The following is a 21,048-nucleotide window of genomic DNA, read 5'->3' as shown; positions in this document are numbered from 1 at the left end:
CAATTTGCGACAATTTGCATTTGTCAAAAGGCGAGGGGAACAATTTAGATAACTTAATCACTCAAAATTCCACCATACATCTTTTTTGGGCGGGTCACCCAAAGTATAAGGCTCCCCGATACGCGGAACGTTTACCTGGATACCTAACTTTTCGGCAGCGGGCAGTAGCTTTTTAATAGGCTCGTTCCAGGGGTGGTCGGCCTCCTCAAATTTGGCCCAGTGGATAGGCTGCAACAAACGGGCCTGCAAATCTACGGCCGCTTGGGCAGCTTGTCCGAGCCACAAATGTGTCCAGGGCCAATTGGGGCTGTATTGGCCACATTCCAGCAACGCCAGGTCAAACGGGCCGTATTGCTCACCTATTTGTTTAAAGTGTGGCCCATAACCACTATCGCCACTGTAAAACAGCCGGTAGCGCTCTGTTTGTATTACGTAAGATGCCCAAAGTGTTTTATTTTCTTCGGTATACCCGCGATTGCTGCGGTGCTGCGCGGGAGTAGCGGTAACCCGGAGGCCACCAGGCAGCGTGACCGATTGGTTCCAATTGAGTTCGATGATCTTTTTAGGATCAAATCCCCAGTACACCAGATCCGAACCTACACCCATCGGTACTACCGCCATTTTGATCTGATTTTTTAATTTTTTTAGCGTGCGGTAATCCAAATGATCATAGTGATCATGCGAAATGATCAGTACATCTATTGGCGGCATATCCATCGCGTGATAATGTGTAGTGCCCGAAAATGCTGTAACTACCCCGGGTACCGGCCCGGCATGGTTGCTAAAAATAGGATCTATAAGTATATTACCCTGCCCGGTTTTGATCAATAATGACGAATGACCAAACCAAACGATGGTTGGTGCCGGCGCAGTCAGGGTTTTCAGATCTGTTTTAACCCATGGCAGGTTATAAGAAGGCCTGATGGTTTCGGGGTGGCTGTGTAACATAAAAAGGAACCGGTTGGGCTTCACTGTTGAGTCAGACCGTTCAGCCAAATTTTCGAACCCACCATTTTTGTAATTAGGCAGGGCCTCCAACCGTACAAGCTCTTCGCCATTCGGGTCTTTACCCAATGATCTTACCAAACCACAACCAGCAATCGCCATCAGCAAAAGCGCGGCCGTCCCCACGCCCAAACAACTCCTTTTCATCCCCTAAAAATGTAAATAACGCTAAGGTTCGCCAATTATTTCACCCATAACGCCGGATGATCGGTCTTTTAATGCTTCGCATTTTGTAATCCGTGCCATTTCATCCTCAAACTTTCCAACGCCTAATCATCCAGCCCCTTGCCGCCCAAAATTTGCGGCATCCATTACTCAACCCTTGCTTCACGTGTTTTAGCCTGTTTAGGTGTCGAAAAATGAAGTAGGTATGCCCTTTGCCTTCCCGGCGTTAATCCTTCAAAAGCAGTTTTCAAAGCAGGTATCGCATCTAATTTAATTTGAAACTCCTCAGCAATGGCAAATTCTGCAGGCTTTTTCAGTGCCACTTTTAAACCCGCTTTTTCTACTTCAATAGCTTCATAAATATAAGCCTTCAGAATGGGGGAGAGCTCGGCTATTTGCTCAATATTAGTAAATCTGATCTGGCGCGCCGCCTGCACATTCTCAGTTTGTTGTATCAGGATACCATGAGTGTTATTTAACAAAGCGCCCTTAAAAAACAAAACCGCGCAGTATTCCTTAAAATCATGTATCAAAACGATGTTGCTTTTCCCAAGCGTGTAGCAGGGGCAGCCCCACTTTAATTCTTCGTTTAATCCACAATCAAGAGCAATCGTTCTCAATCGCTTTAACTCATCCTGCCACTTATTGTCATTATTGAAGTAAAAATCAACTTTCGGATTCATGCGTATGTTATTTAATATCAATTCACACCCTTAACGAGCCACGGAAACCCCTGGCGGCATAGTAAGATTCTGCTCCGTTGTGATAAACAAACACAGTATCGTACCGGCGGTCGCAAAATATGGCCCCGCCCAATTTTCTGATATCAGCAGGCGTTTTTACCCAGCTCGAAGTCTTTGTATCAAAGTTTCCCGTTTGCTGCAAGTCCCGGTATTGTTCTTCAGTTAAAAGCTCAATGCCCATATCTTTTGCCATTTCAATGGCGCTGTTTTCCGGTTTATGTTCTTTTCTCGCCTCCAGCGCTTCGTGATCATAACAAACACTTCTACGCCCCTTAGGGCTTTCTGCCGAACAATCATAAAAAATATATTCGTCAGTCTTTTCGTCATATCCAATAACATCCGGTTCACCTCCGGTGCGTTCCATTTCGTTAAGCGACCATAATTTTTCGCTATTGGCCTCCAGCTTTGTCTGTAGTTTGGCCCATTCAACACTTTGATGGCGTTTCATGTTTTTCTCAAAACGGATTTTCAATGTGCTGAGTAACTGCCCACGTTGATCTGATGCTAATTTCTTTTCCATGATATTATACTAATTAACCGAAATGATCTTTCTATCCACAGGCCTAAAATACCACGACAAAATAATAAAAACAGTTTGCATTAACGGACCTATAAGTTCTTTCACACCATAATCTCCGCTTGCTAAATGCGAAACCAACGCGCCCGTCATAGCAAAAAACAAACCTGCATAGGCCCATTCTTTAGCTAACTTAAATCCTGGAATTAAAATAACAATAACTCCAAGCACTTTCCAAACGCCAATTATATTCATAAAGTAAAGCGGATAACCCAAATGCGCAAGCATATCAGCCATCGCTTTAGCGCGAAATATTTGCTGTAAACCACTTACCAGCATCCCAAAAGCCATTAAACCTGTGGCAATCCAATAAATAATTGTATTTCTCTTTTCCATAATATGTTATTTTAATTTGCTTACAATATCTTGCAATCTGTTATGTGCCATGTTAATGCCCGGCGCCATCCCCATTTTGATCACCTGGTCTCTTTGCCCTGCCGATTCATATAGTACATGCATGCTCAGTTTGCTGGTATCATCAGTAACATGTTCAAATGCTAACAGTTCCAACTGAACGCCAAAAGGCATATTTTCAAATTCAAATGTCCGGGTTATCTTCTGGTTCAGTACAAAATCGTGTATGGCGCCGTTAAACCTGTATTTGTTTCCCTTAGCATCGCTGGTTTCAAATTGGTAACTGCCATGCTTTTTATTTTCAAGTTTCAGCACTTTGGTTCCCATCCATTGCTCAACTATTTCGGGCTCCGTATAAGCTTTAAAAAGTAATGCTAATGGTAAATCAAATTCCCGGGTAATTACTAATTCTTGTCTGCCATCTTCGGCAACAATCTTTGTTTTTTGCTCCATATTATTTGTCTTTGTCTTTGTATTTTTTCATAATGGTTTCTAAGGCATTGAACCGGTCTTCCCACATCTGGCGGAAAGGCTCAATAAAATCGGCTACTTGTTTCATGTTTTTGGCATTAATGTGATAATAGATCTCCCTGCCATTTTGCTCTTGTTTAAGCAATTCGCATTCGGTAAGTATTTGTAAGTGCTTTGAAACCGTTGGCCGGGCCGTGTCAAAGTTTGAGGCTATTACACCCGCTGTCATAGCCTGCGAAGCTACCAGCAGCAGTATGGCCCTTCTGGTAGGGTCTGCTATGGCTTGAAATACATCTCGTCTTAAATTCATTGCGTAGTTATTTGACTACAAATATAAATGTAGTTATTTAACTACGCAAATTATTATGCGATTTTTTTCACATCACCAAAACGAATTAATTAGCGATACTGTTGATATAAACCGACTTAAGCGAAAAGTTTGATTTTTTAATACAGAAGCAGATGAAACAATTACATACTTTCAAAACATCATGCAGCATTATTATTGTTTTGCTTAGGGCGATCAGCAAGTATCTTCCCCTTTAAACCGATTTAAGCGTACTGCCTGCTGCACCAACCTCAAGCACATGCTTAACCCCGCATTTTAGCGCGAAATTAGCCCGTTGGTGCCCCACTGGGAAGTCAAAGCAAACGGGGTAATCGTATTCTTTTACCTTTTCAAGTACAATATCATAAATGGTTTTGCCAAACTCTTCGCCCGGGGTATCTGGTTTCATTTTAAAACCACCAATAATTAACCCGGCCAGTTTATCTAATTTTCCGGTACGTTTCAGGTTCCAAAACATGCGGTCAATACTGTAAGCGTATTCGTCCACATCTTCCACAAATAGTATTTTGCCTTTAGTTTCGATGTCCGATTTGGTAGCAGCCACATTTTGAATGATACTCAAATTACCACCTATCAATTGCCCCCCAGCCTTACCCAAACGGTTTGATGCAGATGCCAAAGCCGTATAATTCATTTCTTCTCCCAGTAAAGCCTGTTTGATCGATTCGATGGTTGTGATCTGTATCGGCTCGGCCTTGGTCCAATCACTTGGGAAACTGTTACACATTTTTGAATGCAGTGTAGTAATACCAAAATTGCTGTTAATATGGCAATGTAGCACCGTAATATCGCTAAAACCGATGATCCATTTAGGTTGTTTGGTAAACCGCTTAAAATCGATCCGGTCAATTATCCGCACCATACCATAACCGCCACGTGCGCACATAATAGCCTTAATATTAGGGTTATCCAGCATTTGTTGCAGTTCGGTAATCCGTTCATCATCGGTACCACCATACGTGAAATCCTTTTTACCTACCGTGCCGCCTACCTCAACTTTAAATCCCCAGCTCTCCATCAACTGTACAGCTGGCTGCACCTCTGCCAAGCTAATATAACTTGCCGAACTGGTTACCCCGATAGTATCGCCAGCCTTTAAATAAGGTGGGATTTTTGATTTTGGCTTGCTCTCTTTTTCAACAGGCCTTGCCCAGCTATCCAAAGTTGATAACACGGCACCAGTTGTAGCTAACGATGAGATAAAAAGTTTACGGTTCATTACTATAAAGTTATAACATCTGGATAAAGCAGTAATATCTAATTTAATGTTAAATAAAATGATGGTAATTCAAAATATTTTTCTGTAGTTTTACAATAATCATTTATAAGTTATTGACTTTAAGCCTAATGAAACCACCAATCTGGATTTTGTTGATTTTAATATTGACTACGGTTTGCTGTAAAAATCAGGGAGAGGCCGACCCAAACCCTGCATCACTACTAACAGCTAAAAATTGGAAACCCTATTACATAACACCTGATAAGGTAACCACAGGAGTTGCATCATCGTCGTCGTTTCACCCATGCGAAGTAAACGATACCTATAACTTCAATAATAATTTATTAACAATTACCAGGGACCCAATCCCATGTCAAGCCGGTTCGTGGTACTTTGGTAAAAATCCGGCAAGTTATATTGTTGATTTTACTGAGAATAAAATATTGATAGAAGGTATACCATTTTATATAACCAAACTCACATCCGATACGCTAAAAGTTTACGCTAAAACGTCTTACCTGGCAGGTATGGTAAATGTTCCTTATATATTTATACATTAACCATTATAATGTATAAATATTAGTCTTTCCCCTTCAAAATATCCCCAATCAAATCACTCTCATAACCACGGCTCATGGCATATTGCTGTAATTTATACCGGCGTTTATAAGCATCCTTTTCAACTAAAACAGCGCTTTTCTTTTCTATTATTTTAGCAAGGGTAGTCAAATAGTCATCGCCATCAATCTCTTTCAGTGCTTTCTGTATCAACTTATCGGGTATCTTTTTAAACTTGAGGCCTTGTTTTATTTTAACGCGGCCCCAGCCTTTTTGGTTAAACTTACTACGCGTGTAGGTTTTGGCAAAGCGCTCCTCATTTAAAAAGTTGTTTTCAATCAGGTTGGAGATGATCTGCTCAACATCCTTCGGGTACAAACCCCAATCGTATAACTTATTGCGTACCTCTTGCTGGGCGCGTTCCTGGTAGGCGCAGTATTGTTCGGCTTTGGTTAAACCAATTTTGGGGTCGGTTATTTTTTTAGGTGCCGAATTTTCAAATTCCATCAAACCAAAATTCGTTAAAATTCTTCTATTCGTATAAATATCTTGAAATTAGCGCCCATGCTTGCCAATCAGTATTCCATAAGCAATATCTTACAAATTATTGGTGCCACAGGTACAATTGTGAACAATGCATCCATCTCCAATTTATTGACCGATAGCCGCAAAATCAACAATCCTCCCGCTTCATTATTCTTCGCCTTAAACGGCCGGAGGGATGGTCACGATTTTATTGCCGATGTATATAAATTGGGCGTACGCAACTTCGTTGTATCCAAACCATTTGAGCAAAGCTTATTTCCGGATGCTAATTTTCTGCTTGTCGCCGATGTATTAAAAGCTTTACAGCAACTGGCCATACATCATCGCAGCCAATTCGGACTGGATGTAATAGGTATTACCGGCAGCAACGGCAAAACCATTGTGAAAGAGTGGCTGTACCAATTGCTCTGTCTTGATAAAAAGATAGTGCGTAACCCTAAAAGTTTTAACTCTCAAATAGGTGTGGCGCTATCGGTTTGGCAAATAGAAGAGCAGCACAACCTGGGCATATTTGAAGCCGGCATATCCACCGTTGGCGAAATGGACAAGCTTGAGCCGATGATCAAACCAACCATCGGTGTACTAACCCACATCGGTTCGGCTCATAACGAAGGTTTTACCGATGCCGATCAAAAGCTCGAAGAAAAACTGAAGCTTTTTACCAATTGCGAAAAGGTAATATATCATTACGATGCGCTACTAAAATATAAAGGCGAAATCCCCGGCAAAAACCAATTCACCTGGAGCCGTAAGCTTGAAGATGTCGACCTGTACGTATTCAGCGAAACCATCATCAAAGGCAAGTACTACTTACGCGCCTATTATAAAAGTAAAGAAATAGAATGCCTGGTGCCTTTTATTGACGAGGCATCGGTAGAGAACGCCATTGTATGCTGGGCAACCATGCTGGCGCTGGATTATGATGCCACGGTATGTGATGATCGCTTAGAGAAGCTTGTACCCGTATCTATGCGTATGGAATTAAAGCAGGGCGTAAACGATTGCTCCATCATCGATGATTCTTATAATTCGGATATTCAATCTTTAGAGATCGCGCTTAACTTCCTCAATCAGCAAAATCAACACCAAACCCGAACGCTCATCCTGTCGGATATTTTCCAATCAGGGTTAGAGCAAAAGGAATTGTATAAACAGGTTGCCGATCTTATCGCGCAAAAAAAAGTAGATAAATTTATTGGTGTAGGCAAAGCCATATCCGATCATCACGATCTGTTCAATACGCCACAAAAACATTTTTTTGCCGATACCGAAGCTTTACTGCTGGCTTTAACCGATCTGGGTTTTGAAGATGAAACCATCCTGATCAAAGGCTCACGTAGTTTTGAGTTTGAACGTGTGAGCCGCGCATTGGTACAAAAGGCCCACGAAACCGTGATGGAGATCAACCTCAACGCGCTCCAAAATAACCTCAATTTTTACAAATCAAAGCTTGGTGCCAATGTGAAAATCATGGCTATGGTCAAAGCGTTCTCGTACGGAAGTGGCAGCTTTGAGGTAGCCAATATGCTGCAATTCAACAAGGTTGATTACCTGGCCGTAGCCTATATTGACGAAGGTATAGCCCTGCGTAATGCAGGCATCACACTACCCATCATCGTACTCAATCCCGAAGTATCGGCATTTGATAAAATGACCGAATTTACCCTGCAACCCGAAATTTATAGTTTTACACTGTTTGATGAGTTTGTGAAATTCGCGCAAGCCAAAAACATATTTGAATACCCCATCCATATCAAAATAGATACAGGTATGCACCGCCTGGGTTTCGAAGATTTTGAAATAGAAACTTTATGCGATTTGTTGGAAGACAACAAATATGTGCACATTCAATCCATATTTTCACACTTAGCGGCCAGTGATGCCGAAATTCACGATGCATTTACCTTAAAGCAAATTCGAGCTTTCGAAAAAGCCTATCACCAGATAGAAAAGGCATTAAGCTACAAACCCATGCGCCATATGGCCAATACATCGGCGATAACCCGCTGGCCCGTTGCCCAGTTTGATATGGTACGCTTAGGCATTGGTTTATATGGGATAGATGGCGCGATAAAAGATGAGGTGAGCCTCTTGCACCCGGTAGCAACTTTACGCACCAGTGTATCGCAGGTTAAAAAAATAAAAGCCGGCGAAACCGTAGGTTACAACCGCAACGGCAGTTTAACTAAAGATGGCGCCATAGCCACCGTACGTATAGGCTACGCCGATGGTTATTTACGTGCCTTTGGCAATGGAGTAGGCAAAATGCTTGTAAAAGGAGTATTGGTGCCCACCGTAGGCAATGTATCCATGGATATGTGCATGCTCGATGTTAGCCAAGTACCCGAAGTAAAAGAAGGCGACGAGGTGATCGTTTTTAACGAAGAATACAAAATTGAAGAACTGGCCAAACAAATTAATACCATACCTTACGAGATACTCACCAATGTATCGCAACGCGTTAAACGCGTTTATTTTTACGAATAGGAGACCGATAAATGAACAGATTAGCCCGTGCTTTATTAAATTACTTTGCCAAAGGATTATTGATCGTTGTGCCATTGGGTGCAGCCTTCTTCCTCATATTCTGGGCCATATCCAGTATTGATAACGCGCTTAACATCAGTAGCTTTTTTTTGGTTGACAGTACCGGTAAACACATTTACATACCGGGCCTGGGCATATTATCTGTAGTGATCATAATTTTAATAGCGGGCGTATTGGTAACCAGCATCATAACGCAACCCATCAAAAACTGGTTTAACCGTTGGATAAACCGCATACCACTATTTAAATTCCTCTATTCATCCATCAAAGACCTCACCGAAGCCTTTGTTGGCGACGAAAAAAAATTTAACGAACCCGTACTGGTTGAAGTAAACGAGTTCGGCCTGAAAAAGATAGGTTTTCTTACCCAAAAAGATCTCAGCTCAATTGGCCTTCCGGGAGAGGTAGCCGTATATTTTCCATATTCATATTCCTTCGCCGGGCAGGTTGTTATCGTAGCTAAAGATAAAGTGAAACCTATAGAAAAAAGCGCAGGCGATATGATGAAGTTTGTGATATCTGGTGGTGTGAGCGGGTTAGAATAAATCCAATAAATAATAATGTCATTTCGAACGAGGTACGAGAGAGAAATCTTCTGCTCAGTTCATCTATCTATACTAAAGATTTCTCCTACAGTTGAAATGATGGAGTAATCAACAAGCCGTATACCACTCTTCCTTCTCCGTAGTATGTATCCTGATCACCCCAGACAAGGCCAGGTTCACAACGATCTTCTGCGCGCCGCGGCGGCTCATCTTTGATAACTCGCAATACTCCTTAATGTTGATGCGCGGGTTAGTATCCAGGTATTTAAGCAGGGCTTGTTCCTTATCCGAGTATTCTATCAAAACCCCATCGTTTTTGGTAGATCGTTTAAGCACATCAACCACAATTTTGCTGGCCAGTATGCTTTTATCTTTCACGCGGATGTAAACCCACCATTTGCCATCTTCGGCCAGTGCATAGTGCGGCTTATCCTCGCTGGCTTTGATCTCTACAACCAATACCAGTTTATCATCAAAATAAACCTCTTCAAAAACAGGGTCGAGGGCGGGTTTGGCAAACAGATGAGCGGCACGGGTTATCATATAACGCTCCTCATCGTCGCTTTTTACACCTTTTATAGAGCCATCATCGGCAACACCAATCAGCAAGCGCCCGCCCTTATTATTGGCAAACGACACCATAGTACGGGCAATTTTCTCGCAACTGGTAATGGTTTTCTTAAAATCGAGAGATACACCTTCTCCTTCAAAAATCAATTTCCTGATATTCATTTTAGTGTGCCTCTCCGTATTCTTTTATTGTGTCTTATAGGGCGAAAATATCTGCATCCACCTTTCGGGATTGCTGATAGGGCCAAAACCAAACTGTGTATACAAGCCATGTGCATCGGCCGTACCCAGCATCCACCGGCGTAAGCCCTGCAAATCCGGGTGCTCCTTAATCGTTTGCATCAGCCACTTGGATAACCCTAAACCCCTGTATTGTTCTAAAATAAACACATCAGCAAGGTAAGCAAAAGTTGCTTTATCTGTAACTACTTTTGCATAACCAATTTGTTTTTTATCGTGATAAACGCCAAAGTTCATCGCGTTGTCAATCCCTTTGCGTAACACCTCGGCTTTGATGCCTTTGCTCCAATATGATTCCTCGCTCAGGTAATTGAACATCATATCAAAATCAAGCAAATCTTTATCTGTAGATATGTGGTAACCTTGTTGTATCAGTTCGTCGTAATTCATAAATATAAAATCAGTTCCCCCTTTAAGGGCTTAGGAGGTTAATACGCTATTTTCCCTTCTTCGCCAATATGTAAGTTGCGTACATATACTTCGTTGATGACCGATACGCAGAGTTGCCCGCTTTTATCATACATCTCTATCGGGAAGGCTTTAACAAATTTGCCAACGGTATTCAAAATCTCCTCTGCTTCCGCGATCTCTTCTTCGGTGATAACGATCTTAAAATACAAATTGGTGCGCCCCGGTTTTAAATACTGTATCTGTGCCGATTTTAGCCATACCCGTACCTTAAAACCACGTCGCTGCAATATCTGGTCGAACAGTAAGGCATAAAACGGATCGGCCCCGGCAAAAATTGTCCCGCCAAAAATAGAATCGTTGTAATTTTTGTTGAATACGCTTTTGTTGATCTTCACCTCGGCGCTGGTAAAACCTTTGCCAAATTTTTGTACCCATATACGCTGAAAAAACAATGGAGGATAAAAGCGCATTGCCCATTTAAGGGTTGTTTCGGATATTACCATAGTACTAATTTAATAAATAATCTAAAAGCTAATGTTCCAAAGCATCACGGCTTTGTCATCACTTACCGAAGCCAGTTTGCTGCCATTATCAAACCATGCAAGCTTGTTAATAGAGAGCGGATGTGCCGGATATCCTTTTTCGCGACTGATCGTTTTATAGAGCTTAAAATCATCCGACCCCCATATCTTAATACTTTTATCCATACTGGCCGTGGCAAAATAAGGTTCGGTAGGGTGAAAGGCGATATGGTTAACCGCGAATAAGTGCGCCGGAATGTTCTTGATCAGATCAAAGGTTGCGCTATCCCATATCTTAACCTGCGCATCGCGTGAGCCTGATACAAAATAAGCACCATTGGGCGAGTAAGCAATAGCAAAAACAGCCATAGTATGGCCGGGGATGGTTTTGACCAAGGTATAATCTTCCAAGTCATACACCCGGATCATGTTATCCCGGCAGGCAAAAGCAAGCTGTTTTTCATCTGGAGAGATAGCTATAGCGCGGATAGTATCGCCCGAAACTTTAATAGTATGCACCAGGGCCAATGTATCCAAACTCCAAACCGAAACCGTACCATCTTCGGATGCCACTAACAATTCTTTTTTGCTGTTGACGGATTTAATATCGAATATAGGTTTGATATGGTGTTTTAAGCCTGGGAGCAAGGCCTGCTTAATAAAGTCAAACACCATCACCACTCCATTACGTAATCCGGTGAACATCAAGGGATAATCTTCCGGACAATGAATAGCATAAACGGAAGCCGGCACCGGGAACATAACTTTAATGAACGAATTGGTATTTAAGCTCCATTCCACCACGCCCTTATCGTTGCCCCCGGTAAACAATATACCCGGTTTCTGCGAAAGCTCAAGGGTGAAAATAGGGTTAGAGTGGCCGGTAAGCTCAGTTATTTTTTCGACGGTGATCATTTGATTGTCTTTATGTCATTGCGAGGTACGAAGCAATCGCGAACTATGCAAGGCCTCCGTGCGATTGCTTCGTACCTCGCAATAAAAAATTTAAATAAAGGTAATAACTACTTTGCTACTTCATAATCATAAACCGCTTTCGCTATGCGGGCTATAATAGATTCGCGGGCGGGCAGATCAACGCTTGAGTTGGTAACAAACACAGTTAAAGCTAAATGTTTGCCATTAGCTAGCGTGATAATGCCAACATCATTAGTAGCAGCGCTTATACCTTTGGCGTTAGTGCCCGAACGGCCTGTTTTATGCGCTACAATGCTACCAGCAGGCAATAAGCCTTTAATTTGATTGGGGCCGGTAGAAGTAGCCTCCATAATATTCCACAACTCATCACGGCTTGCCTTTGATAAAAAATTGGGCTTGGTAGCAATATCCAACAACCGGATCATCTCTTTAGGCTGAACCCAATTGCTAAACTGAACATCCCAGGCCTGCGCCATTTCAAATTCAGACGCTTTAACGGCTATTTGCTTAATACCGAAACTGTGCATATAAGTATCAACCACATCCGTCCCGCCAAGGGTTTTGAGCAAAATATCGCAGGCGTTATTATCACTCAACGACACCATATAGCTCAACAAATCTTTGATGGAAACATTAACATTGCCTTCCGGGAATTTATCGCGCAGCGGGCTGTAAGTAGGAGGTAGGTCGCTTTTGCCGATATGGATCAATTGATCTAATTTGAATATGCCTTCGTCAATTTGGTGCAGTACGGTGATGGCTATCGGGAATTTCATTACGCTTTGCATAGGTAAATGCAGGCGGCCGTTGTACGACATCGTATCCCGATTCTCAATGCCCAGCATAGCGAAACCAACTGTGCCTTTAGCATCCTTAGCAATTTCTTGAACTTGAATTCTTAGGGTGCTATCAGGTGACTGGCCTTTAGCAACAGATGCGATCAGAAAACAACAAATTATAAAACCTATGGCTCTAAACATTCCTCAATAATTACTCACCAATACCCTAATAACTATTGATGCCTCGATTCCAGATTTTTGGCTATCGTTTCCAAATTTAAGTTCTTCTCACGAAGCAAAACCAATAGGTGAAATACCAGGTCGGATGCTTCGTTGATCAGGTCTGTTTCAGTTTCGGCCAAAGCGGCTATCACAGTTTCCACACCCTCTTCGCCAACCTTCTGGGCTATCTTGTTTAAGCCCTTATTACGCAATTTATTTACATACGAACCTTCTGACGGATTGTCATACCGTTCATTTATAATGTTCTGTAATTCAAATATAAAGTTATGATTATATGAAGTGTTAAAGCAGCTCCTGTCGCCTGTGTGGCAGGTTGGGCCATCGGCCTTAACTTTGATCAAAAGTGTATCATTATCGCAATCTAAAGCGATGCTTTTCACATGCAAAAAGTTGTTACTGGTTTCGCCTTTTGTCCACAAACGGTTTTTGGTGCGCGAGAAGAAAGTGACAATATTTTCGGCCACGGTTTTGTCGTAAGCCTCTTGGTTCATGTAACCCAACATCAGCACTTCCAAAGTTTGATCGTCCTGAATTACTACCGGTACTAAGCCGTCACTTTTGTTAAAATCTATATTCATGTTCTCTATATTTTCTATGTCATTGCGAGGAACGAAGCAATCGCGAACTATGCAGAGCGGTTATGCCTCCGCGCGGTTGCTTCGTACTCGCAATAACAATTGTTAAATCGTTGTTCTCACTTCAATACCATTACTCTTCAAAATAGCTTTCAAATCTGGTATCAAAATCTCACCATAATGAAACACCGACGCCGCCAAAGCCGCGTCAACATTGGCCTGCTCAAATACATCCACAAAATGCTGTACCGAACCTGCACCGCCCGAAGCGATAACCGGGATATGCACGGCATCATTTATTGTTTTTAAAAAATTACAGTCAAAACCCGCTTTTGTACCATCATGATCCATCGAGGTTAATAATATCTCACCTGCGCCCCTGCTTTCAGCTTCTTTGATCCAATCAAAGGTTTCTTTCTCTGTAGGGATACGGCCACCATTCAGGTAAACAATGTTTTTACCTTCAGTGTGGCGGGTATCAACCGCTACCACTACAAACTGCACACCAAAGGCTTTAGCCAGATCATCAATTAAGCCGGGTGTACGCACCGCAGCCGAGTTAATGGATATTTTATCGGCACCGGCATTTAAAAGCGCGTCAGCATCTTCAATAGCGTTTATACCGCCACCTATGGTGAATGGGATATTGATATTACGGGCAACGGCTTTCACCAGCTCAACCATGGTTTTGCGGCGCTCGTGCGTTGCAGTGATATCAAGGAACACCAATTCATCAGCGCCTTGCTGCGAGTAGTTCCAGGCCAGTTCAACCGGATCGCCCGCGTCGCGCAAGTCAACAAAATTCACACCTTTTACGGTGCGGCCGTCTTTAACATCAAGGCAGGGGATAATTCGCTTGGCGAGCCCCCCCCGCCCCCTAAAGGGGGAGCCAGATGGCTTGGTGGTATTTGCCACGTCGTTATAGTTATCGTTATTTTCAGTCATTGCAATCAACGTGCTAATCAAAAGTTCCCCCTTTAGGGGGCGGAGGGGGCTATATGGTAATCAACGATTCCAAGTTCCACTCCTTAATTTCTTCAATACTGATGCGGTTTTCATAAATAGCTTTACCCACTACACATGATTCTACCTTGATCTTGTTCAGCTTCTCAATATCAGCCATCGAGCTTACACCACCAGAGGCGATGAGTTTGATGAAAGGAGAGTGGTCAAGCAGTTTTTCGTATAATTCAATACCTGCGCCGCCTAGCTTACCGTCTTTACTAATATCGGTACACAAAAAGCGGAAGAAGCCCAAATTCAAGCATTTATCAACATAATCCATCAGTTTGATAGGTGAACTTTCCATCCAGCCGGAATATTTGATCACCTCGTCCAAAACATCGATCGCAACAACGATCTGGTCGGAATGGCCATCTTTCATGGCTACTTCCTTGCTTAACTCGGCTAAAAAGTTAGGGTTGGTGATGGCCTGTGTACCTACGATAACACGGTGGATACCTGCCGCCAATAGTTCTTTAACCTTTTCAATACTGCGCACGCCGCCGCCATATTGCACCTTCATATCTGTTTTTTTGATGATATCAAACAGGTATTGCTGGTTACTAAAATCGCCTTTAGCGCCGTTCAAGTCAATAATGTGGATGAACTGGGTACCATTTGAGCGGTAAGTTTCGATCATCTCTTCCAACGAAACTTCGTAGCGGGTTACCTGATCGTAATCACCTTCGCGAAGGCGCACTACCTTTTGGTCTAAAATATCTATAGCGGGGATAATGTACATGATTGTAAGTTAGATGTTTGCAAAGTTAGTTAATAATTGCTCGCCAAATTTGCCCGACTTTTCGGGGTGAAACTGGACACCGAAAAAATTATCCTTATGGATTGATGCCGAAAACGGCAGGGTATAATTGGTTGATGCTAATGTATATACGTTATTATGCTCGATATAGTACGAGTGCACAAAGTAAAAGTGCGAACCTTCGGGGATATCTTTGAACAGTGGGTTTTCCTTTTCGGGATAAACCTGGTTCCAACCGGTATGTGGTACTTTAAACTCGGCGCTATCCTTAAAGCGTAAAGTTTTTACCGGGATGATATCCAACAAATTAGAATCGCCTTCTTCGGAATAAGCCGTTAGCAGTTGCATACCCACACAAATACCCAAAGTTGGTTTATTCAGCTTTTTGATAACAGGCACCAAACCAGTTGATTCCAGTTTGCTCATCGCCGCGCCCGCATGCCCAACGCCGGGTATGATATAGCGGTCGTATTGCTCAAAATCATCTTCCGAGTGGATCATACCGTAAGTGATACCCAACCTGTCGAGAGCAGAGGTTAGTGAGAAAATATTTCCGGCGCCGTAGTAAACTATACCTACCATTTTAAATTAGAATCAAGAATCAAGAGTCAGGAATCAAGATGCCTTTCTATATCAATTCGTTTTAATATTTAATTGCTAAGAGTCTTGATTCTTGCATCTTGACTCTTGCTTCTTTTTAAAGTACTCCCTTCGTACTCGGCAAAACCATATTGTTCACATCCCGGCGTACAGCCATTTTAATGGCTTTGGCGAAGGCTTTAAATATGGCTTCTATTTTGTGATGCTCATTTTGGCCCTCGGCTTTAATGTTGAGGTTGCATTTTGAAGCATCAGAAAAAGATTTGAAGAAATGGTAGAACATTTCAGTTGGCATTTCGCCTATTTTTTCCCGCTTAAATTCTGCATCCCAAACTATCCAGTTACGGCCGCCAAAATCAATGGCTACCTGTGCCAGGCAATCATCCATAGGCAAACAAAATCCGTACCGTTCTATACCACGTTTATCGCCTAATACGGTGGCGAAGGCTTCGCCTAAAGCTATGCCGGTATCTTCAATGGTATGATGCTCATCAATGTGCAGGTCGCCTTTGGCAATGATATCTAAGTCGATACTGCCGTGGCGGGCTATCTGATCCAACATATGATCAAAAAAGTGTAACCCGGTTGATACTTTGGCGTCGCCTTTACCATCAAGGTTTATCTTGATGCTGATATCGGTTTCTTTGGTTTTACGCACATGCTCGGTAACACGCTCGCCAAGTTTTAAAAACTCGTATATATTTTCCCAATCGGTGGTTTCGAGTGAAACAGTTTCTTTAATGGCTGCTAATTGCTCTTCGGTAAACTCGTTGCCACCTAAATTGCTGTGATTGTTTAGCCAGATAGCTTTAGCACCTAAGTTTTTGCCTAATAAAACATCGTTTAACCTATCGCCAATGGTAAATGAGTTTTTTAGGTCGTAAACTTTGGTATCCAAATATTTGGTTAATAACCCTGTAGCAGGTTTGCGGGTAGGAGCGTTGTCTTTAGCGAAAGTACGGTCGATAGCGAAATCAGAAAAAGTAACGCCTTCGTTCTCAAATGTTTTTAATATGAAATTATGTACCGGCCAAAAAGTATCTTCGGGATAAACAGAAGTACCTAAGCCGTCTTGATTGGTAACCATTACCAGTTCAAAATCAAATTCGGCGGCTATTTTAGGCAGGTATTGTAACGCGCCGGGATAAAATTCCAGTTTGGCGAACGAATCGATCTGCTCGTCGGCTGTTTCTTTGATCAGTGTACCGTCGCGGTCAATAAAAAGTATTCTTTTCAGCTTATTCATTCGGGTTAAAGGTAGTGTTATTAAAGTTTAGATATTAAATAGTGTGTTTATGCATCGTGAATTGCATACTCAAGAACTCTTAAGGCTATAGTTTTTGAGTTTGGCTTAACTGGTAAACTGGCAACCCAATCATTTATAAATTCTTTAGCTATCTCAACTTCTAAAAAATATACATATTTTACATTGTCTTTAATTCTTATTATATCATCGTTCTTTCTGTCAAAAAGAACTACTTCAGAATTAATTGATAACTGATCTTTTTGAAAAATAACCAGATCTTCATCGATTTCATTGAGGTTATCAATTAAGTTTTCCAAAGTCATATTATCCTAAATTAATGGTTTCAAGCGATTCTAACATAGTCAAATTCTCTTCCGGAGTACCAACGGTAATGCGTAAACAACCCTCACAAAGCTCAACTTTTGATCGGTCACGAACAATAATGCCTTGCCCAACCAGATGATTGTATATTCCCTTGGCATTGGTAGTTTTAACCAAAATAAAGTTCGCGTCGGATGGGTAGATATCCTGTACAAAATCAAACTGTTTTAAGTTTAAAACCAGCTTATCGCGCTCAAGCAAAGTTTGTTTTATCCAGTGATTAACCTGATCCACATTTTGTAATGCCTGTAAAACCAGTTGCTGAGTAGCCTCATTAATGTTATAAGGCGGTTTAACGCGGTTCATCACCTCAATGATCTCTTCGCTGGCAAAGGCCATGCCCAGGCGTAACCCGGCTAAACCCCACGCTTTAGAGAGCGTTTGCAGCACTACCAGATTAGCATATTCGGTAAGTTCCTGTATAAAACTTTTTTGGCGACTAAAATTGATATAAGCCTCATCAACAATCACCAAACCGTTAAAATTAGCCAGTAATGTTTCAACATCTGTACGGTTAATAGAATTGCCGGTGGGGTTATTGGGCGAGCAAATGAATATCATTTTGGTGCGCTCATCAATAGCCTCGGCAATGCCTTCCATATCGAGTTGAAAATCGGGCGTCAGGTTAACCTTACGCGCCTCAACATCATTAATATTGGCCGATACCTGGTACATGCCATAAGTTGGCGGTACTATAATTACGTTATCAACCGCCGGGTTACAAAAGCTGCGGAACAGGATATCGATAGCCTCATCGCTGCCGTTACCTAAAAATATATTGCGTATCGGAACGCCTTTGATCTCCATTAAACGCTTTTTAACGGCGTATTGCATAGGATCTGGGTAGCGGTTGTATTGGGTTTCTAAAGGTGAGCCGAACGCGTTTTCGTTGGCATCAAGGTAAACACTCGCCTCGCCCTGGAACTCATCACGCGCGGATGAGTAGGGTGTGAGGTTTTTGATGTTATCTCTTAATATATTTTGTACACTAAACATATCTATCTTATTTGGAAGCGTCATTGCGAGGTACGAAGCAATCGCGAACTATGCAAGGCCGCTCTGCCTCCGTGCGATTGCTTCGTACCTCGCAATGACGCGTGGGTATGTATTTATTATTTCTTATTCATTCTCAAAGTTACCGCGTTTTTATGAGCATGCAGCCCTTCTAACTCGGCTAAAATTTCTACGGTTGGCCCGATGTTCTGGATGCCATCGGGCGTGATATGCTGGAAAGTTATCTTCTTAACAAAAGAATCAACCGATACACCAGAATACGCTCTGGCATAGGCACTTGTAGGTAAAGTATGATTGGTTCCGGATGCATAATCGCCAACACTTTCGGGGGTTAGGTTTCCTAAAAATACCGAACCAGCGTTGATGATACTGTTGGTAATCGACTGCCAGTTTTCTGTCGCTAAAATTAAGTGCTCGGGAGCATACAGGTTACTGAATTGCATGGCCTGTTGCAGATCGTTAACCAAAACGGAATAAGAGTTGGCTATGGCCTTTCCGGCGATCTCTGCTCTTGGTAAGGTTGGCAATTGTTTATCTAAAGCCGCCTGCGTGGCATCAATGATAGTTTGTGATGTAGCTACTAAAATAGATTGGCTATCGGCGCCGTGTTCGGCTTGAGCTAATAAATCGGCAGCTACAAACTCCGGGTTTGCTGTTTCGTCGGCAATTACCAAAACTTCCGACGGTCCGGCTGGCATATCAATGGCGCAGGTTGTGGTAGACTGGATAATCGTTTTGGCCTTGGTAACAAACTGGTTCCCCGGCCCGAAAATTTTATCAACCGCGGGGATGGTTTGGGTGCCGTAAGCCATAGCGGCCACGGCTTGCGAACCTCCCGCAAGGTAAATTTTATCAATTCCAAGTAATTGGCAAACGTAGGCTATAAAAGAGTTTACTTTACCGTTTTTTTGTGGCGGTGAGCAAACTACTATTTGATGGCAGCCAGCAATTTGCGCCGGAATACCCAACATTAATAAGGTGCTCGGCAAAACCGCCGTACCACCGGGTATATATAAACCCACACGCTCAATAGGGCGAAGCTCGCGCCAGCAGGTTACGCCGGGCATAGTTTCTACCTTATCCTCGGCTTTTAATTGCGTTTGGTGAAACTTTTTGATGTTTTGATAGGCTGTTTGTAAGGCTTGCTTTTGCTCTGGTAACAGGGCCGAGGCTAGTTCTTCCAACTCAGTTTTATCTAAATACAGTTTTTTTAATTCAACCTTGTCAAATTTGTGAGCATAGTCAATCAATGCGGCATCGCCACGTTCGCGCACGTTGGCAATCACTTCTTCAACTATGGCACGGATCTCGTTAGCCGGATCAACATTGCGCTGAACAAGCTTTTTTAACTCCTCAAACGAAAGTTCGCTATACCTATAGCTGCCCCCCAACCCCCTGAAGGGGAAGCTATTGTCCTCAATTTCTTTGTTTATATCCTTCATTGTTTGAAATCAAATTTATATCCGCCTCAATAATTCCTCCCCCTTTAGGGGGGCGGGGGGCCCGGCTGCGTTCTCTACGCTATAATCTTTTCAATAGGCATCACTATAATGCCTTGCGCTCCGGCTTGTTTAAGCTGGCTTATTTTATCCCAAAAATCACGTTCGGGTACAACGGTGTGTACTGCTACCCAATCGGCTTCGGCCAACGGTATTACCGATGGGCTTTTTACGCCTGGCAATAGCGCCAATACCTTTTCTAAGTTATCGCGGTTAACGTTTAATACCACGTATTTGGTTTCTTTAGCGCGAAGTACGGATTGGATACGTGCTATGAGCTCTTCGATCAACTCCGGACGTTCAACGTTTTTATTACCGATCAGGATAGCTTCTGACGACATGACATCGGTAAAAGGTTTTAAGCCATTACTTTTTAAAGTGCCGCCTGTTGATACGATATCGAAAATGGCATCGCTTAAACCTAAACCCGGCGAAATCTCAACCGAGCCGGATATCATGCGTACATCAGCCTTGATATCGTTTTTAGCCAGGAATTTCTCAAGAATAGCAGGGTAGGATGTGGCTATGGCTTTTCCGTTAAAATCAGATAGTTGCTGAATATCGCTGTTATTCGGGATAGCGATCTTCAAGGTACATTTACCAAAGCCTAAGCGTTGCAGGTAATTTACATCAACTTCGGTTTCTTCTATCATGTTTTCGCCTACTATGCCTAAGTCGGCAATGCCGTCTTGCACATATTCCGGAATATCATCATCACGCAGAAAAAGAATTTCGAGTGGGAAGTTGGATACCGGCGAAATTAAGGAGCTTTTGTAGTTTTCGAAGTTTAAGCCGCAGTTTTTTAATAACTCAACAGACTTTTCGTTAAGACGCCCCGATTTTTGGATCGCTATTTTAAGTGTTTTCACAAATTTGGTATTAAGGGTAGTAAGAGATTAAACGGATTTTTATTGCTAAAAATGAACATACAGAAATGCGGATCGTTATTTGGTACGATGATGCAGATGCAGTTGATGTATGTTAAAACCGTTCATTTACTTGAGGTAAGTTGAGGCAAAGATAGGTATATATCGTAAAAAACAAAACGTATATTAAAAAGGATGTCATTTCGATGGAGGAACGACTGAGAAATCTTCTGCGAGCGGCTTGAAGATTATGCATGTAACAGACTTTAATTGAGCAGAAGATTTCTCTCGGCGGTTAACAGAGCGTTGCTCTATTATACCTTGTT

General features: G+C 42.3%; 25 protein-coding genes. 3 read left to right on the top strand and 22 right to left on the bottom strand.

The features are described 5' to 3' along the window. Positions 1-57 precede the first annotated feature (57 nt). The 7 genes from ABIN91_RS16295 to ABIN91_RS16265 form a co-directional block, all read right to left on the bottom strand. Positions 58-1,152: an MBL fold metallo-hydrolase gene (locus tag ABIN91_RS16295; RefSeq protein WP_348052291.1), complete on the bottom strand. Its 1,095-nt coding sequence runs from the start codon at positions 1,150-1,152 to the stop codon at positions 58-60. Between the two features lie 164 nt (positions 1,153-1,316). After that, entirely contained in the window at positions 1,317-1,853 is a 537-nt protein-coding gene (locus tag ABIN91_RS16290; RefSeq protein ID WP_348052290.1) for a DUF1801 domain-containing protein, read from the bottom strand. Between the two features lie 22 nt (positions 1,854-1,875). Next, positions 1,876-2,433, bottom strand: a complete 558-nt coding sequence (locus ABIN91_RS16285) for a DUF4256 domain-containing protein (protein WP_348052289.1) — start codon at positions 2,431-2,433, stop codon at positions 1,876-1,878. Between the two features lie 9 nt (positions 2,434-2,442). Then, on the bottom strand, positions 2,443-2,826 hold the full coding sequence (locus ABIN91_RS16280; RefSeq protein ID WP_348052288.1) for a DoxX family protein: 384 nt from the start codon (positions 2,824-2,826) through the stop codon (positions 2,443-2,445). A 6-nt stretch (positions 2,827-2,832) separates the two neighbouring features. Then, entirely contained in the window at positions 2,833-3,297 is a 465-nt protein-coding gene (locus ABIN91_RS16275; protein ID WP_348052287.1) for an SRPBCC domain-containing protein, read from the bottom strand. Position 3,298: 1 nt separating this feature from the next. Then, the gene (locus ABIN91_RS16270; protein ID WP_348052286.1) at positions 3,299-3,625 is read right to left on the bottom strand and encodes a metalloregulator ArsR/SmtB family transcription factor; all 327 of its coding nucleotides are present in this window, start codon (positions 3,623-3,625) and stop codon (positions 3,299-3,301) included. 232 nt (positions 3,626-3,857) lie between these two features. Next, positions 3,858-4,883 (bottom strand): LD-carboxypeptidase, encoded by a 1,026-nt coding sequence (locus ABIN91_RS16265; RefSeq protein ID WP_348052285.1) that lies wholly within the window; start codon positions 4,881-4,883, stop codon positions 3,858-3,860. A 128-nt stretch (positions 4,884-5,011) separates the two neighbouring features. Here ABIN91_RS16265 and ABIN91_RS16260 point away from each other — a divergent pair, with 128 nt between their 5' ends. Continuing rightward, entirely contained in the window at positions 5,012-5,443 is a 432-nt protein-coding gene (locus ABIN91_RS16260) for a hypothetical protein (RefSeq protein WP_348052284.1), read from the top strand. A gap of 19 nt (positions 5,444-5,462) precedes the next feature. On the opposite strand, the gene ABIN91_RS16255 is transcribed toward ABIN91_RS16260, so the two are convergent. Continuing rightward, a complete protein-coding gene (locus ABIN91_RS16255) occupies positions 5,463-5,948 on the bottom strand; it encodes a regulatory protein RecX (protein ID WP_348052283.1) in 486 nt (161 codons plus the stop codon). A gap of 42 nt (positions 5,949-5,990) precedes the next feature. On the opposite strand from ABIN91_RS16255, the gene ABIN91_RS16250 reads away from it, so the two are divergent. Continuing rightward, a complete protein-coding gene (locus ABIN91_RS16250; protein WP_348052282.1) occupies positions 5,991-8,474 on the top strand; it encodes a bifunctional UDP-N-acetylmuramoyl-tripeptide:D-alanyl-D-alanine ligase/alanine racemase in 2,484 nt (827 codons plus the stop codon). An 11-nt stretch (positions 8,475-8,485) separates the two neighbouring features. Next, positions 8,486-9,079 (top strand): DUF502 domain-containing protein, encoded by a 594-nt coding sequence (locus ABIN91_RS16245; RefSeq protein ID WP_348052281.1) that lies wholly within the window; start codon positions 8,486-8,488, stop codon positions 9,077-9,079. Between the two features lie 108 nt (positions 9,080-9,187). Here ABIN91_RS16245 and ABIN91_RS16240 read toward each other — a convergent pair whose 3' ends face one another. From ABIN91_RS16240 to hisG, 14 genes are all read right to left on the bottom strand, one after another. Further along, positions 9,188-9,811 (bottom strand): ATP-binding protein, encoded by a 624-nt coding sequence (locus ABIN91_RS16240; RefSeq protein WP_348052280.1) that lies wholly within the window; start codon positions 9,809-9,811, stop codon positions 9,188-9,190. 24 nt (positions 9,812-9,835) lie between these two features. Continuing rightward, on the bottom strand, positions 9,836-10,279 hold the full coding sequence (locus tag ABIN91_RS16235) for a GNAT family N-acetyltransferase (protein WP_348052279.1): 444 nt from the start codon (positions 10,277-10,279) through the stop codon (positions 9,836-9,838). A 38-nt stretch (positions 10,280-10,317) separates the two neighbouring features. Continuing rightward, positions 10,318-10,803 (bottom strand): DUF4442 domain-containing protein, encoded by a 486-nt coding sequence (locus ABIN91_RS16230; RefSeq protein WP_348052278.1) that lies wholly within the window; start codon positions 10,801-10,803, stop codon positions 10,318-10,320. Positions 10,804-10,824: 21 nt separating this feature from the next. Next, complete coding sequence (locus ABIN91_RS16225) at positions 10,825-11,736, bottom strand: WD40 repeat domain-containing protein (RefSeq protein WP_348052277.1); 912 nt, start codon at positions 11,734-11,736, stop codon at positions 10,825-10,827. 107 nt (positions 11,737-11,843) lie between these two features. Then, positions 11,844-12,737 carry a class A beta-lactamase, subclass A2 gene (gene bla, locus ABIN91_RS16220; RefSeq protein ID WP_348052276.1) on the bottom strand — a complete coding sequence of 298 codons (894 nt, stop codon included), beginning with the start codon at positions 12,735-12,737 and terminating at the stop codon, positions 11,844-11,846. A 32-nt stretch (positions 12,738-12,769) separates the two neighbouring features. Then, positions 12,770-13,357 carry a bifunctional phosphoribosyl-AMP cyclohydrolase/phosphoribosyl-ATP diphosphatase HisIE gene (gene hisIE / locus ABIN91_RS16215; RefSeq protein ID WP_348052275.1) on the bottom strand — a complete coding sequence of 196 codons (588 nt, stop codon included), beginning with the start codon at positions 13,355-13,357 and terminating at the stop codon, positions 12,770-12,772. Positions 13,358-13,459: 102 nt separating this feature from the next. Then, positions 13,460-14,299 (bottom strand): imidazole glycerol phosphate synthase subunit HisF, encoded by an 840-nt coding sequence (gene hisF / locus ABIN91_RS16210; RefSeq protein WP_348052274.1) that lies wholly within the window; start codon positions 14,297-14,299, stop codon positions 13,460-13,462. Between the two features lie 49 nt (positions 14,300-14,348). After that, the gene (locus tag ABIN91_RS16205) at positions 14,349-15,098 is read right to left on the bottom strand and encodes a 1-(5-phosphoribosyl)-5-[(5-phosphoribosylamino)methylideneamino] imidazole-4-carboxamide isomerase (RefSeq protein ID WP_348052273.1); all 750 of its coding nucleotides are present in this window, start codon (positions 15,096-15,098) and stop codon (positions 14,349-14,351) included. Positions 15,099-15,107: 9 nt separating this feature from the next. Then, entirely contained in the window at positions 15,108-15,698 is a 591-nt protein-coding gene (gene hisH / locus ABIN91_RS16200) for an imidazole glycerol phosphate synthase subunit HisH (protein ID WP_348052272.1), read from the bottom strand. A 115-nt stretch (positions 15,699-15,813) separates the two neighbouring features. Then, positions 15,814-16,962 carry a bifunctional histidinol-phosphatase/imidazoleglycerol-phosphate dehydratase HisB gene (gene hisB / locus ABIN91_RS16195; protein ID WP_348052271.1) on the bottom strand — a complete coding sequence of 383 codons (1,149 nt, stop codon included), beginning with the start codon at positions 16,960-16,962 and terminating at the stop codon, positions 15,814-15,816. A 47-nt stretch (positions 16,963-17,009) separates the two neighbouring features. Beyond that, positions 17,010-17,285, bottom strand: coding sequence for a hypothetical protein (locus ABIN91_RS16190; RefSeq protein ID WP_348052270.1), 276 nt, complete (start codon positions 17,283-17,285; stop codon positions 17,010-17,012). A 1-nt stretch (position 17,286) separates the two neighbouring features. After that, positions 17,287-18,339, bottom strand: coding sequence for a histidinol-phosphate transaminase (gene hisC / locus ABIN91_RS16185; protein ID WP_348052269.1), 1,053 nt, complete (start codon positions 18,337-18,339; stop codon positions 17,287-17,289). Positions 18,340-18,455: 116 nt separating this feature from the next. Continuing rightward, entirely contained in the window at positions 18,456-19,799 is a 1,344-nt protein-coding gene (hisD, locus tag ABIN91_RS16180; RefSeq protein WP_348052268.1) for a histidinol dehydrogenase, read from the bottom strand. Between the two features lie 74 nt (positions 19,800-19,873). Next, on the bottom strand, positions 19,874-20,725 hold the full coding sequence (gene hisG / locus ABIN91_RS16175) for an ATP phosphoribosyltransferase (RefSeq protein ID WP_348052267.1): 852 nt from the start codon (positions 20,723-20,725) through the stop codon (positions 19,874-19,876). Between the last annotated feature and the right edge of the window lie 323 nt (positions 20,726-21,048).

Origin of the sequence: Mucilaginibacter sp. (assembly GCF_039921305.1) — a bacterium.
GTDB lineage: Bacteria > Bacteroidota > Bacteroidia > Sphingobacteriales > Sphingobacteriaceae > Mucilaginibacter.
This window is presented reverse-complemented; position numbering and strand designations above follow the sequence as displayed.

What these genes read in the sequence shown, in the direction of transcription:
- ABIN91_RS16295 (WP_348052291.1), bottom strand. Translation starts at nt 1,152, where the DNA reads ATGAAAAGGAGTTGTTTGGGCGTGGGGACGGCCGCGCTTTTGCTGATG.
- ABIN91_RS16290 (WP_348052290.1), bottom strand. Translation starts at nt 1,853, where the DNA reads ATGAATCCGAAAGTTGATTTTTACTTCAATAATGACAATAAGTGGCAG.
- ABIN91_RS16285 (WP_348052289.1), bottom strand. Translation starts at nt 2,433, where the DNA reads ATGGAAAAGAAATTAGCATCAGATCAACGTGGGCAGTTACTCAGCACA.
- ABIN91_RS16280 (WP_348052288.1), bottom strand. Translation starts at nt 2,826, where the DNA reads ATGGAAAAGAGAAATACAATTATTTATTGGATTGCCACAGGTTTAATG.
- ABIN91_RS16275 (WP_348052287.1), bottom strand. Translation starts at nt 3,297, where the DNA reads ATGGAGCAAAAAACAAAGATTGTTGCCGAAGATGGCAGACAAGAATTA.
- ABIN91_RS16270 (WP_348052286.1), bottom strand. Translation starts at nt 3,625, where the DNA reads ATGAATTTAAGACGAGATGTATTTCAAGCCATAGCAGACCCTACCAGA.
- ABIN91_RS16265 (WP_348052285.1), bottom strand. Translation starts at nt 4,883, where the DNA reads ATGAACCGTAAACTTTTTATCTCATCGTTAGCTACAACTGGTGCCGTG.
- ABIN91_RS16260 (WP_348052284.1), top strand. Translation starts at nt 5,012, where the DNA reads ATGAAACCACCAATCTGGATTTTGTTGATTTTAATATTGACTACGGTT.
- ABIN91_RS16255 (WP_348052283.1), bottom strand. Translation starts at nt 5,948, where the DNA reads ATGGAATTTGAAAATTCGGCACCTAAAAAAATAACCGACCCCAAAATT.
- ABIN91_RS16245 (WP_348052281.1), top strand. Translation starts at nt 8,486, where the DNA reads ATGAACAGATTAGCCCGTGCTTTATTAAATTACTTTGCCAAAGGATTA.
- ABIN91_RS16240 (WP_348052280.1), bottom strand. Translation starts at nt 9,811, where the DNA reads ATGAATATCAGGAAATTGATTTTTGAAGGAGAAGGTGTATCTCTCGAT.
- ABIN91_RS16235 (WP_348052279.1), bottom strand. Translation starts at nt 10,279, where the DNA reads ATGAATTACGACGAACTGATACAACAAGGTTACCACATATCTACAGAT.
- ABIN91_RS16230 (WP_348052278.1), bottom strand. Translation starts at nt 10,803, where the DNA reads ATGGTAATATCCGAAACAACCCTTAAATGGGCAATGCGCTTTTATCCT.
- ABIN91_RS16225 (WP_348052277.1), bottom strand. Translation starts at nt 11,736, where the DNA reads ATGATCACCGTCGAAAAAATAACTGAGCTTACCGGCCACTCTAACCCT.
- bla (WP_348052276.1), bottom strand. Translation starts at nt 12,737, where the DNA reads ATGTTTAGAGCCATAGGTTTTATAATTTGTTGTTTTCTGATCGCATCT.
- hisIE (WP_348052275.1), bottom strand. Translation starts at nt 13,357, where the DNA reads ATGAATATAGATTTTAACAAAAGTGACGGCTTAGTACCGGTAGTAATT.
- hisF (WP_348052274.1), bottom strand. Translation starts at nt 14,299, where the DNA reads ATGACTGAAAATAACGATAACTATAACGACGTGGCAAATACCACCAAG.
- ABIN91_RS16205 (WP_348052273.1), bottom strand. Translation starts at nt 15,098, where the DNA reads ATGTACATTATCCCCGCTATAGATATTTTAGACCAAAAGGTAGTGCGC.
- hisH (WP_348052272.1), bottom strand. Translation starts at nt 15,698, where the DNA reads ATGGTAGGTATAGTTTACTACGGCGCCGGAAATATTTTCTCACTAACC.
- hisB (WP_348052271.1), bottom strand. Translation starts at nt 16,962, where the DNA reads ATGAATAAGCTGAAAAGAATACTTTTTATTGACCGCGACGGTACACTG.
- ABIN91_RS16190 (WP_348052270.1), bottom strand. Translation starts at nt 17,285, where the DNA reads ATGACTTTGGAAAACTTAATTGATAACCTCAATGAAATCGATGAAGAT.
- hisC (WP_348052269.1), bottom strand. Translation starts at nt 18,339, where the DNA reads ATGTTTAGTGTACAAAATATATTAAGAGATAACATCAAAAACCTCACA.
- hisD (WP_348052268.1), bottom strand. Translation starts at nt 19,799, where the DNA reads ATGAAGGATATAAACAAAGAAATTGAGGACAATAGCTTCCCCTTCAGG.